The organism is Streptomyces sp. NPDC045026, from assembly GCF_056432625.1.
This window is the reverse complement of record NZ_JBWKIS010000027.1, coordinates 53,743-66,921: the sequence shown is the minus strand read 5'-3', so window position 1 is coordinate 66,921 and position 13,179 is coordinate 53,743. Positions and strand designations below refer to the sequence as shown.

Here is a 13,179-nt window from a genome sequence, read left to right as displayed (position 1 = left end):
ATGCCAAACTGGGACGCATGGCTTACGACGATCTTCGCTCCCTCCTGCGGGCGCTGGAGCGCGAGGGTGACCTCAAGCGCATCAAGGCCGAGGTCGACCCCTATCTGGAGGTCGGTGAGATCGTCGACCGGGTGCAGAAGTCCGGCGGCCCCGCTCTCCTCTTCGAGAACGTGCGCGGCTCCTCGATGCCTCTCGCGATGAATGTGTACGGCACCGACCGGCGCCTGCTCAAGGCGCTCGGCCTGAAGTCCTACGAGGAGATCAGCGACAAGATCGGCGGCCTGCTGCGCCCCGAACTGCCGCACGGCTTCGTGGGCGTGCGCGAGGCGTTCGGCAAGCTCGGCTCGATGGTGCACGTGCCGCCGAAGAAGGTGAAGGACGCGCCGGTGCAGGAGGTCGTCCTGCGCGGCGACGACGTGGACCTGGACCAGCTCCCGGCCCTGTTCACCTGGCCCGAGGACGGCGGTTCCTTCTTCAACCTCGGCCTGACCCACACCAAGGACCCCGAGAGCGGCATCCGCAACCTCGGGCTCTACCGGCTCCAGCGCCACGACCGGCGCACCATCGGCATGCACTGGCAGATCCACAAGGACAGCCGCAACCACTACCAGGTGGCCGCCAGGAAGGGCGAGAAGCTGCCGGTCGCCATCGCGTTCGGCTGCCCGCCGGCCGTGACGTACGCGTCGACGGCGCCCCTGCCCGGGGACATCGACGAGTACCTCTTCGCCGGGTTCATCCAGGGCAAGCGGATCGAGATGGTCGACTGCAAGACGGTGCCGCTCCAGGTGCCGGCGAACGCCGAGGTCGTCCTGGAGGGGTGGCTGGAGCCCGGGGAGATGCTCCCCGAGGGCCCGTTCGGCGACCACACCGGTTTCTACACGCCGCAGGAACCGTTCCCCGCGCTGACGATCGACTGCGTGACGATGCGCAAGCGCCCGCTGCTGCAGTCGATCGTGGTGGGGCGCCCGCCGACGGAGGATGGTCCCCTCGGCCGGGCCACGGAGCGCTTCTTCCTGCCGCTCCTCAAGATCATCGTGCCGGACATCGTGGACTACCACCTGCCCGAGTCGGGCGGCTTCCACAACTGCGCGATCGTCTCGATCGACAAGAAGTACCCCAAACACGCGCAGAAGGTGATGCACGCCGTGTGGGGCGCCCACATGATGTCGCTGACCAAGCTGATCGTGGTCGTCGACTCGGACTGCGACGTGCACGATCTGCACGAGGTCGCGTGGCGGGCGCTCGGGAACACGGACTACGCCCGTGACCTGACGGTCGCCGAGGGCCCCGTCGACCACCTCGACCATGCCTCGTACCAGCAGTTCTGGGGCGGCAAGGCGGGCATCGACGCGACGAAGAAGTGGCCCGAGGAGGGCTACACGCGCGACGGCGGCTGGCCCGAGATGGTGCTGTCCGATCCGCAGACGGCGGCGACGGTCGACCGCCGCTGGAAGGAGTACGGCCTGTGACCAGCGCTTCCGCCGCGATCCCGCAGCCGGGCCGCACCAAGGCGTTCCTGCGCCTCGTCATGATCGAGCACTCGGTGTTCGCGCTGCCCTTCGCGTACATCGCGGCGCTCACCGCGATGTTCCAGATGGACCGGAACATCCACTGGGGGCGGCTGCTGCTCGTGACGGTCGCCATGGTCGGCCTGCGCACGTTCGCGATGGCTGTGAACCGGATCATCGACCGCGAGATCGACGCCCGTAACCCGAGGACCGCGCACCGCGAACTCGTCACGGGCGCGATGTCCGTGAAGTCCGCCTGGACCGGCGCGCTCATCGCGCTGGTCGTCTTCCTCGGCGCGGCCGCCCTGCTCAACCCGCTGTGCCTGGCGCTCGCGCCCATCGCGGTGATCCCGATGGTCGTCTATCCCTACGGCAAGCGGTTCACGAACTTCCCGCAGGCCATCCTGGGTCTCGCCCAGGCGATGGGGCCGGTCGGCGCCTGGATCGCGATCACCGGCGAGTGGTCCTGGGACGCGGTGGTCCTCGGGCTCGCGGTCGGTATCTGGATCGGCGGCTTCGACCTCATCTACGCCTGTCAGGACGTCGAGACGGACCGCGAGGTCGGCGTGATGTCGGTGCCGGCCCGCTTCGGGATCCCGGCGGCGATCCGGGGCGCGCGCGGCTGCCACGCGCTCACCACGGCGCTGTTCGTCTGGTACGCGCTCGCCACGGACGCGGGCGCGTTCTTCTGGCTCGGCCTCGTCATCGTCGCGGGCGCCTTCCTCTACGAGCACACGATCGTGCGGCCGCGCGACCTGTCCCGGCTCAACCGGGCCTTCTTCCAGGTCAACGGCTTCATCGGGATCGCCCTGTTCGCGTGTGCGCTGCTCGACCTCCTCGTGCGCGGCCTGACTGTCTGACCGCGACCGGGTGCCGGATAGGCTCGGTGGCATGACCGCAGGAGAAATTGGGCGCCGGCCTTGGATCGTGGGGGTGTCCGGCGCGTCGGGGACCCCGTATGCCGCCGCGGTTCTGCGCGCACTGCTCGACGCGGGGGAAAGTGTGGACCTCGTCGTCTCGCGGGCCTCGCGGCTGACGCTGCTCGACGAGACGGGCATCGCCTTCCGGGACGCGCACTGGCGCCAGGACCTGGGGGAGTGGCTGGCGCGCGGGGCGGACGGGAAGCCGGACACGTTCGCGGTGGGCGACCGGCTCGACCTGGTCCGGTACTGGGCGGCCGGGGATCTGGCGGCGGGACCGTCGTCCGGGTCGTATCCGGCGAAGGGCATGATCATCGTGCCCGCGTCCACGGCGTGCGTGGCGGGCGTGGCGCTCGGCCTGTCGAAGGATCTGCTCCAGCGCGCGGCGAGCGTGACGCTCAAGGAAGGGCGCAGGCTGGTCGTCGCGGTGCGCGAGACGCCGCTGAACGGACAGACGCTGAAGCATCTGGTGGCGCTGGACGAGGCGGGCGCCGTGGTGCTGCCCGCCTCTCCGGCGTTCTACGCGGGGGCGACGCACATCCAGGATCTGGTGGACTTCGTCGCCGGGCGGGCGCTCGACGCGGCGGGGGTGCCGCATCGGCTCTACCGCCGGTGGGAGGGAGAGCTCGGGGGCGGCTCTCCGGACCGTTAGCGCTTCTTCTTGGCGTGCGCGGCCCGCTTCTCAGCGGTACGCGCCTCGACGGCGGACTGGTGGGCACGCGAGCGGTTGGCCTGGTCCTGCAGCTCGCGCATACGGGCATAGGCCATCTCGATCGTGTACACGGTGACAACGCTCCTGAATGATCGTCTTTGATCGGTAGTCGAAGATCGCTTGCAAGGGCAGCCGAAGGTGAAACCGGGTTTCGGCTGAAAGATTCACAGGGTCAACGCCCTGGACGCCTTAGATTCTACACGTAAACTTGCGCCAACGCAGAATAATGAAAGGCATGGACCCATGGACGCCGTGGACAGGCAGCTCATTCAGGCCCTGCGCGAGAACGGCCGCGCCTCGTATGCCGAGCTGGGACGCCTCGTAGGCCTGTCCGGGCCCAGCGTCACCGACCGCATCAACCGTCTCGAGGCGGCCGGCGTCATCACCGGCTACCGCGCGACGGTCGACTCGCCCTCGCTCGGCCTCGGCGTCACCGCGCTGATCGGCATCTCGCTCTCCGACGCCGCCGACCACGAGGACGTGGCGCGCCGGCTCAAGGACCTCCACGAGATCGAGGACTGCTGGTTCATCGCGGGCGACGACTCGTACATGCTCAAGGTCCGGGTGGGCGACGTGGACGGCCTGGAGCGCACCATCCGCCGGCTCAGCGGCACGAAGGGCGTCTCGCGCACGCGCACCACGATCGTGCTGTCCACCAAGTGGGAGAACCGGGTGGGGGAGCTGCCCGAGGAGGAGTAGGAACGGGCACGGAGTGCCTGGTGGGGGCCCCTCCCGTCCGAAGGGCGGGGGAGTACGGTTGGCCGCAGTCTTTGATGAGGAGCAATGGCAATGGACGTAGGGCTCAAGCGCGAGCTGGAGCAGAAGGTGCGGGACGGCGAGCGCCTGTCCCGTGAGGACGGCATCGCGCTGTACGAGTCGGACGACCTGGCCTGGCTGGGCGGGCTCGCCCACGAGGTGCGCACGCGCAAGAACGGCGACGTCGTCCACTTCAACGTCAACCGCCACCTCAACATGACGAACGTGTGCACCGCCTCGTGCGCGTACTGCTCGTTCCAGCGCAAGCCGGGCGAGAAGGACGCGTACACGATGCGCATCGAGGAGGCCGTCCGCCTCGCCAAGGCGATGGAGAACGAGAACCTCACCGAGCTGCACATCGTCAACGGCCTGCACCCGACGCTGCCCTGGCGTTACTACCCGCGCTCCCTGAAGGCCCTCAAGGAGGCGCTGCCGAACGTCGCGCTGAAGGCGTTCACGGCGACGGAGATCCACCACTTCGAGACGATCTCCGGGCTCTCCGCCTCCGAGATCCTCGACGAGCTGATCGAAGCCGGTCTGGAGTCGCTGACCGGTGGCGGCGCGGAGATCTTCGACTGGGAGGTCCGTCAGCACATCGTCGACCACGCCACCCACTGGGAGGACTGGTCGCGGATCCACCGTCTGGCGCACGAGAAGGGTCTCAAGACCCCGTCCACGATGCTGTACGGGCACATCGAGGAGCCGCGCCACCGCGTCGACCACGTGCTGCGCCTGCGTGAACTGCAGGACGAGACCGGCGGTTTCCAGGTCTTCATCCCGCTGCGCTACCAGCACGACTTCGTCGACATGAAGGACGGCAAGGTCCGTAACCGCCTCCAGGCGCGCACGACCATGGCGACCGGCGCCGAGGCGCTCAAGACCTTCGCGGTCTCCCGGCTCCTGTTCGACAACGTGCCGCACGTGAAGTGCTTCTGGGTCATGCACGGCGTGCAGACCACCCAGCTCGCGCTCCAGCACGGCGCCGACGACATGGACGGCTCGGTCGTCGAGTACAAGATCACGCACGACGCGGACAACTACGGGACGCCGAACAAGCTGACCCGCGAGGACCTGCTCGACCTGATCCGCGACGCCGGCTTCCGGCCCGTCGAGCGGAACACCCGGTACGAGATCATCCGCGAGTACGACGGCCCGGACCTGGCGCGCCGTGAGACGCCGCAGGCGATGCGGGTCTGACGCATTTCGCGTGAGGAAGCCCCGGCCGACGGCCGGGGCTTCCCTCGTATCCGGCGGCTCACGCCACCGGCAGCAGCATCGTGATGTCGTCTCGGTCGTCGCCGGGGGTCACCCGGATCGCGCCCGGGACGCGGCCGACCTCCTTGTATCCGCACGCCGCGTAGAAGCGGTCGGCGCCGGTGCCGCCGCGGCAGGTGAGGCGGATCCCCTCGATGCCGTCGAAGCCGCGGGCGGCGTCGGCCGCGGCGGCCATCAGCTCCCGCCCGTATCCCTTGCCCTGGTGCCGCGGGTGGACCATCACGGTGTACAGCCAGATGTAGTGCTTCTGCAGGCGGTGCTGGTTGAACGTGAAGAAGGCCGTCGCCGCGACGGTGCCCTCCTCGTCGCGTCCGACGAGGAGCCGGGTGCGGCCCTCCGTCATCGCGACGAGGTGCCTGACCAGGTCGGGGCGGATGTCCTCGGTGGTGACGGGCGGGACGAAGCCGACCGCTCCGCCCGCGTTGGACACGTCGGCCCAGAGCGCGAGGACATCGTCCCGCAGCGCCGGATCGATCTGCGGGTCCAGCTGAAACGTAAGGGTCATCGGGCAATAGTAACCATTACTTGTGGTACCGCTCAATGCCCTTTCGGGGCCGCATGCTTCACTGAGATACGTAGGACCGATTCGGAACGGAAGAGTGGATTGACATGCTCCGCTACACGCTGATGCGCTTCGGGATCTTCGCGGGCTGTTTCCTTGTCGTCTGGGGCCTCGCCTCGACGGGCATCGTGCCCCGCGGTGCCGGCGGCTCGTACTTCCTGTGGATCGCCCTGCTCGGTCTCGTCATCTCCGCGCCCATCAGCTACATCGTGCTGCGCAAGGAGCGCGACCGGGCCTCGGTCAAGATCGTCGAGCGCGTCGACCGCACGAAGGCCAACCTCGAGCGCAACCGCGCGCAGGAAGACCTCACGGACGACGCGGCCCGCGCGCAGAGCGCCTCGTAACGCGCCTCGTCAGGCGTCTCGTTCCCGAAGTCCCATGTAAGGGACCCGTAAGCTTCGTCACAACACAGGTGGCCCCGGCATCGCTCGATGCCGGGGCCACCTGCGTTTTCCAGGTCCAAGGGCCACGGAGCGGGTCATTTCTTCCCCAAAGAACCCCTTTGATGTTCTCAAAGCATGAGTGTTAACGTGATTGCCATGAAGACATCCGCAGCCCGCATGCCCATGAGCGTCCCGCTCGTGGCGCGCCTGCATGTCGACCTCTGTCGTTGCATGTCTGCGGCCTGTCGCCTCTGAAGCGACCCCCGATGCAGCGGCGCCCCTGGTTCTTCCTCCCGCGGTGGCCGCTTCCTTACGTCCAACCCCACCCGCGCGTCATCACTGGAGTGTGTCCGTGTCCGCGAACGCCGCGTCCGCGTCCGAGAAGCAGAAGCCCCGCTTCCGAATACCCATCCCCTTCTGGGCCCAGGTCCTGCTCGGCCTCGTCGTCGGCCTCGTGCTCGGCTACGTCGCCCGCACCTACGATGTCTCCTGGCTCGCCACGACCCTCGACAAGGTCGGCGGCATCTTCATCCAGCTCCTGAAGCTGGCCGTGGCCCCGCTGGTGTTCTTCGCGATCCTGGTGTCCATCACCAATCTGCGGAAGGTCAACAACGCCGCGCGGCTCGCCAGCCGCACCCTCCTCTGGTTCATGATCACCTCGCTGATCGCGGTGGTCATCGGCCTCGCGATCGGCCTGCTCACCAACCCGGGCAACGGCTCGAACCTCACCCCGGCCGACGGCTCCAAGCCCGACCACGCCGGCTCCTGGCTGGACTTCCTCACCGGCATCATCCCGACCGATGTCGTCACGCCGTTCACCCAGCTCAACGTCCTGCAGATCGTCTTCATGGCGGTCGTCGCCGGTGTCGCCATCCTGAAGATCGGCCCGAAGGCCCAGCCGATCCTCTCCCTGTCCGAGTCCGTGCTGGAGCTCCTGCAGAAGGCCCTGTGGTGGGTCATCCTGCTCGCCCCGATCGGCTCCGCCGGCCTCATCGGCCGCGCCATCGTCCAGTACGGCTGGGACCTCCTCGGCAACTACGCGACGTTCACGATCGACATCTACGTCGGCTGCGCCCTGGTCCTCTTCGGCGTCTACCCGCTGCTCCTCGCGACCGTCGCCAAGCTGAACCCCCTCCAGTTCTTCAAGGGCGCCTGGCCCGCGATCCAGCTGGCCTTCGTGTCCCGCTCCTCCGTCGGCACGATGCCCGTCACCCAGCAGTCCGCCGAGCGCCTCGGCGTCCCGCGCAACTACGCCTCCTTCGCCGTGCCGTTCGGCGCGACGACCAAGATGGACGGCTGCGCCGCGATCTACCCGGCGATCTCCGCGATCTTCGTCGCGCAGATCTTCGACGTACAGCTCGGCATCAAGGAGTACCTGCTCATCGCGTTCGTCTCGGTGATCGGCTCCGCCGCGACCGCCGGACTGACCGGCGCCACGGTCATGCTGACGCTGACCCTGTCGACGCTCGGCCTCCCGATGGAGGGCGTGGGCCTGCTCCTCGCCATCGACCCGATCCTGGACATGATGCGCACGGCCACGAACGTGGCGGGCCAGGCGCTCGTGCCGGTCATCGTGGCCGCCCGCGAGAACATCCTGGACCGTGTGAAGTACGACAACGCCACCGCGTCTCCCGTCGAGGCGCTCGTGGAAGAGAGCCAGCACCAGGACGAGCCTCAGGTGGTGGGTGCCGCCGCCTGAGTCCCCAGGCTCGTACCCGTCCGCACCCCGCGCCCCGCCGGTTCCCTCCGGTCGTGGTGCGGGGTGTGTGCGTTGTGGTGGCTACGCTTGCGGGCGGACGCGGTTCGGAGAGAGGCGGGGGGCCGGGGTGGGCGAAGTGAGGGCCAAGCGGATGCCGCGGGCCGTGCGGGAGCGTCAGATGCTCGACGCGGCGGTGCGGGTGTTCGGGGAGCGTGGGTACCGGGCCGCGTCGATGGACGACATCGCGGAGCTCGCCGGGGTGTCGAAGCCGCTGGTCTATCTGTATCTGAACTCCAAGGAAGAGCTCTTCTCGGCGTGCATCCAGCGCGAGTCGGCGGCCCTGATCGCGACGGTGCGCGAGGGTGTCCTGGGCGGTGGGGACGCCGACCGGCAGCTGTGGGACGGGCTGCGCGCCTTCTTCACGCACACGGCGCAGCACCCCGACGGCTGGGCCGTCCTGCACAGCCACGCGCGGGCGGGCGGCGAGCCGTTCGTCGTCGAGGTCGCGGCCATGCGGGCGGAGATCGTCGCGTTCGTGACCGGGCTGATCGCGGCGGCGGCCAGGGAGGCGCACGGCGATCCCGCACTGCCCGACCGCGAGGTGGCCGGGCTCGCGCAGGCGCTGGTCGGGGCCGCGGAGTCGCTGGCCGGCTGGGCCAACACGGACCCGTCGGTGACGGCCGGGGAAGCCGCGGCCACGCTGATGAACTTCGCCTGGTCGGGCCTCGGGAACCTGCGGGAGGGCCGGCGCTGGTCACCCGCCCCCGGCGCGTAGCACCTCGCCCGTGACATGGGTGCGCGTCGCCGAGCGGAGCTCGAAGGCGGGCCCCCGGGACGCGTAGGTCACGGTCGTCGGCAGCAGTACGGGGGCCTTGAACGCGGCGCGCACCTGCACCTCGCCCTCCGCGCCGTGTTCGGCGAGGCAGCGGGCGACGGTCCACGTGCCGTGCGCGATGGCGCGCGGGAAGCCGAAGAGGCGGGCCGTGAGCGGGTGCAGATGGATGGGGTTGCGGTCGCCGGAGGCGGCGCCGTAGCGACGGCCCAGGTCGCCGGGCAGTTTCCACTCGGCCACGGTGGGCAGCGGCTCGGGTCGCACCTCGGCGGCCCCGGTGTCCCTGGCGGGTGCGTCGGTGCGGTGGCGCGCCAGGTACGTGCTGGTCGAGGTCCACGCGCGCGTGTCGCCCGCCCGCAGTTCGGTGACGACGGTGGCCTCGGTGCCGCGCCGGTGGGGCGCCAACTCCTTCACGTGTACGGAGAGCTCGTACGCCTCGTCGACCGGCAGGTCATGCCCCTGGGTGACGGTGATGGAGGTGTGGACGAGGCCGAGCAGGGGGAGCGGGAAGCGCCGCTCCGCCATGATCCGCATCGCCAGGGGAAAGCCGAGGACGTGCGGATACGTGACCGGGAGCGTCGCGGAGTCCGGGGCGAAGCCGCACACCTCGCGGTACGCGGCCAGGCGGGTGCGGTCGGCGCGTGCGGCGGGCAGGACCAGGCGGGTCGCGGGGGCCTCGGCGCCGGGGCCCGGACGCTTGAGGGGGGAGAGCAGGGCGCCGCGGGCCAGGAGGGGCGGCAGGGACGGGGCGGCGGTGAGGGTGACGGTCGTCATGGTCGTCACGCCCCCAGCAGGCTCTGGCCGCAGACCCGGACGACCTGGCCGTTGACGGCGCCGGAGGCCGGGTGGGCGAACCACGCCGTCGTCTCCGCCACGTCCACCGGGAGGCCGCCCTGTCCGAGGGAGTTCATGCGGCGGCCCGCCTCGCGGATGAACAGCGGGACGGCGGCCGTCATCTTCGTCTCGATGAAGCCGGGCGCCACCGCGTTGACCGTGACGCCGTGTTCGGCGAGCGCCTTGGGGGCGAGCGCCCGGGTCAGTCCGGCGATGCCCGCCTTGCTGGCCGCGTAGTTCGTCTGGCCCGCGTTGCCCGCGAGGCCCGCGATGGAGGCGGTGGCGACGATGCGGCCGCCGCGGCTGAGGGTGCCGGCCTTGAGCAGCGCGTCCGTGGTGGTCAGGACGCTCGCCAGGTTCACGTCGAGGACCGTGGCCCAGCGGTCGGCGGGCATCTTGGCGAGGGTGCGGTCCCGGGTGATGCCGGCGTTGTGGACGAGGGTGTCCAGGGCGGGGACCGCGTCCGCGATCCGCTCGGCCGCGTCGGGGGACGTGATGTCGAGGGGCAGCGCGGTCGCGTCGAGGCGGGCGGCGAGGGCATCGAGGTCCGCCTGCGCGGACGGCACGTCCAGGAGGATCAGGTGGGCCCCGTCCCGCGCGAGGACCTCCGCCACCGCCTCGCCGATGCCGCGCGCGGCGCCGGTGACCAGGGCCGTGCGGCCGGCCAGGGGGCGCGCCCAGTCGGCGGGCGCGGTGGTGTCGGCGGCCGCGACCCCGATCACCTGGCCGCTGACGTACGCGGACTTGGGCGACAGGAGGAAGCGCAGCGTCGACTCGGCGGCCGCCATGGGGCCTTCGACGCGGACGAGGGTGACGGTCCGGCCGCGGCCGGTCTCCTTGCCGAGGGAGCGCACGAACCCTTCGAGGGCCTGCTGGGCGGCGGCTTGGTGGTGGTCGTCGCGGGAGAGCGGGGCGCCGAGCACGACGATGCGGCCACTGGGCGCGATCGAGCGCGCGACCGGGTGCAGGGCCGCGTGTACCTCGGCGAGCGTGGGGACGTCCGTGACCGCGGTGGCGTCGAGGACGATCGCGGCGGGGCGCTCGGCCGTCGCCCCCACGTCGAGGCCGGTGCGCGCCAGAAGCTCCGCGAGCTCCGCCGTGTGCGCGGATCCGCCGGCCGTGAGATGGAGCAACGGGCCGTCCAGCGAGGGGCGTTCAGGGGTCCAGCGGTGCAGTTGTGCGGGCTGGGGGAGGCCCAGGCGGCGAGTCAGGAAGCGGCCGGGGGCCGTGCCGGTGAAGTTCAGATAGCGGTCGGCCATTGTCCAACTCCCTGCGCGGTCGGTAATTTACTTCTGAGTAAGGTTACTCAACGGTCAGGAGTTGGTCGAGATGGAACGCGCAGCACGCCCGGTGCGCGGGGACCTGCCGCGCCGCGTCGCGGTCGTCGGCGGCAGCCGCATCCCCTTCGCCCGCTCCGACGGCCCCTACGCGACCGCCTCGGACCAGGACATGCTGACCGCGGCCCTCGACGGCCTCGCTACGCGCTACGGCCTCCAAGGTCCGGGCGCCGTCGGCGAGTTCGTCGCGGGAGCGGTTCTCAAGCACAGCCGCGACTTCAACCTCGCGCGCGAGACGCTCCTCGGCTCCGTACTCGACCCGCGCACCCCGGCGTACGACATCCAGCAGGCCTGTGGCACCGGGCTCCAGGCCGTGATCGCCGCCGCCAACAAGATCGCGCTCGGGCAGCTCGACAGCGCGGTCGCCGGCGGCGCCGACACCGCGAGCGACGCGCCGCTCGGCGTCAACGACTCCCTGCGCCGGATCCTCCTCGACGCGCGGCGCGCCCGCTCCCTGCCCGCGCGCCTCAAGGCCCTGACCCGGGTGCGCCCCCAGCACCTCGTGCCGGACATCCCGCGCAACGCCGAGCCGCGCACCGGCCTGTCCATGGGTGAGCACGCCGCAGTCACCGCCCGCACCTGGGGCATCGCCCGCGAGGCGCAGGACGAGCTGGCCGCCGCCAGCCACCAGCGGCTCGCGGCCGCCTACGAGCGGGGGTTCCTGGACGACCTCGTCGTCCCGTACCGGGGGCTCGACCGCGACCAGAACCTGCGCCCGGGGTCGACGGTCGGGAAACTCGCCACGCTCAAGCCCGTGTTCGGCACGGACGGCCCGAACCCGACGATGACGGCGGGGAATTCGACCCCGCTGACCGACGGCGCGGCCGTGGTCCTGCTCGCGAGCGAGGAGTGGGCCGCCGAGCGGGGCCTCGAACCGCTGGCGTATCTCACGGCGTACGAGACCGGGGCCGTGGACTTCGTCGGCGGGGACGTGACCGGGGGCGAGGGTGACGGGCTGCTCATGGCGCCCGCCCACGCCGTGCCCCGGATGCTGGAGCGGGCCGGGCTCGGCATCGGCGACTTCGACCTCTTCGAGGTCCACGAGGCCTTCGCCTCACAGGTCCTCGCGACGCTCGCGGCCTGGGAGAAGCAGGGGCTCGCGCCCGTCGACCGGACCCGGCTCAACGTCGCCGGATCCTCCCTCGCGACCGGCCACCCCTTCGCCGCCACCGGCGCCCGCATCGTGGCCACCCTGGCGAAACTCCTGAGCGAACGCGACGCCCCGTCCCGTGGGCTGATCTCGATCTGCGCCGCCGGCGGTCAGGGAGTCACCGCGATACTCGAACGGGCTTGAGGCGTACGGGAGTTCAGGACTCCCGGCGGTCCGGGCGGGCCGCCGGGTCCAGGCGGAGCATCGCCGCCTCGTCCGGGCTGCCGGGCTCGGCCTGGTAGGTGACGAGGCGCTGCCCGCCCGTGCGCGCCAGCTGCATGACCTCGAAGGTGAGGGTCATCGTGCCGACCTTGGGGTGCGCGAGCGTCTTGCTGCCGCCGCCGCGTTCGAGCACCTCGTAGCGGTCCCAGAGCTTCGCGAACTCCGGTGACTTCAGGACGAGTTCACCGACGAGGGCGGCCAGCTGCGGCGAGTTCGGGTCCTTGCCGCCCACCGCGCGCAGATGCGCCACCGACTGGGCGACCGTCGCCTCCCAGGGGACGTAGAGCTTGCGGCCCACGGGGTGCAGGAACAGATAGCGCGTGAGGTTGCGCTCCTCGGGCGGGGAGTCCCACAGACCCGGCAGGAGACGGCGGCCCGCCGGATTCGCCGCCAGCATGTAGTTGTGCGGGCTCACCACGTACGCGGGCAGCGGACTGAGTGCCTCCAGGAGCCGCAGGACCGACTCGCGCACCGTGTGGTCGGTCGTGGGGTGCGGCTCGGTGAGCCGGCCCGAAGCCAGCTCGGCCAGGTCGTGGAGGCGCTCGTGGGCGTCGCCGCACAGCCGCAGGGCGCGGCTGATGGCGTCGATCACGGCCGTGGAGGGGTTCGTCTCGCGGCCGCGCTCCAGCCGCGTGTAGTAGTCGACGCTGACGCCGGCGAGCGTCGCCAGTTCCTCGCGGCGCAGGCCCGGCGTCCGCCGGATCCCCGCGCCCGCGGGCAGCCCCGCGTCCGCCGGGCTCACGAGCGCGCGCCGCGCCTTGAGGTACCTGCCCAGTTCGGTGCCGTCGTTCGTCGCTCCACCAGCCATACCTCCATTCTCCCTGCCCGGCGACGTCTGTGGGGGGCCGTGTCAGGACCAGGAACAGCGCGCCCCGGTGAACGGCGGCCTGCCACCTGGCGCCGACTCCGCGCAGAGTTGGTCCCGTTGCGGGCGGCCCGGCCACCGCGGACCCAGGGGGTGCACGGCACCGGGCCGCGGACGCGGTCGC

At 70.9% G+C, this 13,179-nt stretch carries 14 protein-coding genes; 9 read left to right on the top strand and 5 right to left on the bottom strand.

The window, feature by feature from the left end:
* The first annotated feature begins 17 nt into the window (after nucleotides 1-17).
* From AC07EJ_RS37035 to AC07EJ_RS37025, 3 genes are read left to right on the top strand one after another with little or no spacing between them, the layout of a single operon-like run.
* A complete protein-coding gene (locus AC07EJ_RS37035) occupies nucleotides 18-1,469 on the top strand; it encodes a menaquinone biosynthesis decarboxylase (RefSeq protein ID WP_100597997.1) in 1,452 nt (483 codons plus the stop codon).
* Nucleotides 1,466-2,368: a menaquinone biosynthesis prenyltransferase MqnP gene (gene mqnP / locus AC07EJ_RS37030; RefSeq protein WP_389485969.1), complete on the top strand. Its 903-nt coding sequence runs from the start codon at nucleotides 1,466-1,468 to the stop codon at nucleotides 2,366-2,368. The genes AC07EJ_RS37035 and mqnP overlap by 4 nt, the downstream gene beginning before the upstream one ends.
* A 31-nt stretch (nucleotides 2,369-2,399) precedes the next feature.
* Nucleotides 2,400-3,080: a UbiX family flavin prenyltransferase gene (locus AC07EJ_RS37025; protein WP_389485967.1), complete on the top strand. Its 681-nt coding sequence runs from the start codon at nucleotides 2,400-2,402 to the stop codon at nucleotides 3,078-3,080.
* Here the strand turns inward: AC07EJ_RS37025 and AC07EJ_RS37020 are convergent.
* Nucleotides 3,077-3,211 carry a hypothetical protein gene (locus AC07EJ_RS37020; protein ID WP_389486038.1) on the bottom strand — a complete coding sequence of 45 codons (135 nt, stop codon included), beginning with the start codon at nucleotides 3,209-3,211 and terminating at the stop codon, nucleotides 3,077-3,079. The genes AC07EJ_RS37025 and AC07EJ_RS37020 overlap by 4 nt on opposite strands.
* A gap of 172 nt (nucleotides 3,212-3,383) precedes the next feature.
* Between AC07EJ_RS37020 and AC07EJ_RS37015 the strand changes: the two genes are divergently transcribed.
* Nucleotides 3,384-3,839, top strand: coding sequence for an Lrp/AsnC family transcriptional regulator (locus AC07EJ_RS37015; protein ID WP_329571395.1), 456 nt, complete (start codon nucleotides 3,384-3,386; stop codon nucleotides 3,837-3,839).
* A 90-nt stretch (nucleotides 3,840-3,929) separates the two neighbouring features.
* A complete protein-coding gene (gene mqnE / locus AC07EJ_RS37010; protein ID WP_393586979.1) occupies nucleotides 3,930-5,093 on the top strand; it encodes an aminofutalosine synthase MqnE in 1,164 nt (387 codons plus the stop codon).
* A gap of 58 nt (nucleotides 5,094-5,151) precedes the next feature.
* Here mqnE and AC07EJ_RS37005 read toward each other — a convergent pair whose 3' ends face one another.
* Nucleotides 5,152-5,676: a GNAT family N-acetyltransferase gene (locus tag AC07EJ_RS37005; RefSeq protein ID WP_389485965.1), complete on the bottom strand. Its 525-nt coding sequence runs from the start codon at nucleotides 5,674-5,676 to the stop codon at nucleotides 5,152-5,154.
* Nucleotides 5,677-5,780: 104 nt separating this feature from the next.
* On the opposite strand from AC07EJ_RS37005, the gene AC07EJ_RS37000 reads away from it, so the two are divergent.
* The 3 genes from AC07EJ_RS37000 (at nucleotide 5,781) to AC07EJ_RS36990 (ending at nucleotide 8,590) form a co-directional block, all read left to right on the top strand.
* Nucleotides 5,781-6,077 (top strand): DUF4229 domain-containing protein, encoded by a 297-nt coding sequence (locus AC07EJ_RS37000; RefSeq protein WP_393586931.1) that lies wholly within the window; start codon nucleotides 5,781-5,783, stop codon nucleotides 6,075-6,077.
* Between the two features lie 391 nt (nucleotides 6,078-6,468).
* Nucleotides 6,469-7,815 carry a dicarboxylate/amino acid:cation symporter gene (locus AC07EJ_RS36995; protein ID WP_389485961.1) on the top strand — a complete coding sequence of 449 codons (1,347 nt, stop codon included), beginning with the start codon at nucleotides 6,469-6,471 and terminating at the stop codon, nucleotides 7,813-7,815.
* Nucleotides 7,816-7,942: 127 nt separating this feature from the next.
* Complete coding sequence (locus AC07EJ_RS36990) at nucleotides 7,943-8,590, top strand: TetR/AcrR family transcriptional regulator (protein WP_389485959.1); 648 nt, start codon at nucleotides 7,943-7,945, stop codon at nucleotides 8,588-8,590.
* On the opposite strand, the gene AC07EJ_RS36985 is transcribed toward AC07EJ_RS36990, so the two are convergent.
* Nucleotides 8,570-9,421, bottom strand: a complete 852-nt coding sequence (locus AC07EJ_RS36985) for a MaoC/PaaZ C-terminal domain-containing protein (RefSeq protein ID WP_389486026.1) — start codon at nucleotides 9,419-9,421, stop codon at nucleotides 8,570-8,572. The two genes, AC07EJ_RS36990 and AC07EJ_RS36985, sit on opposite strands and share 21 nt — an antisense overlap.
* A 5-nt stretch (nucleotides 9,422-9,426) precedes the next feature.
* On the bottom strand, nucleotides 9,427-10,740 hold the full coding sequence (locus tag AC07EJ_RS36980) for a 3-oxoacyl-ACP reductase (protein ID WP_389485957.1): 1,314 nt from the start codon (nucleotides 10,738-10,740) through the stop codon (nucleotides 9,427-9,429).
* Between the two features lie 70 nt (nucleotides 10,741-10,810).
* Between AC07EJ_RS36980 and AC07EJ_RS36975 the strand changes: the two genes are divergently transcribed.
* Complete coding sequence (locus AC07EJ_RS36975) at nucleotides 10,811-12,112, top strand: acetyl-CoA C-acetyltransferase (RefSeq protein WP_478885907.1); 1,302 nt, start codon at nucleotides 10,811-10,813, stop codon at nucleotides 12,110-12,112.
* A gap of 13 nt (nucleotides 12,113-12,125) precedes the next feature.
* Here AC07EJ_RS36975 and AC07EJ_RS36970 read toward each other — a convergent pair whose 3' ends face one another.
* A complete protein-coding gene (locus AC07EJ_RS36970) occupies nucleotides 12,126-12,998 on the bottom strand; it encodes a helix-turn-helix domain-containing protein (RefSeq protein ID WP_393586926.1) in 873 nt (290 codons plus the stop codon).
* Nucleotides 12,999-13,179: the final 181 nt, after the last annotated feature.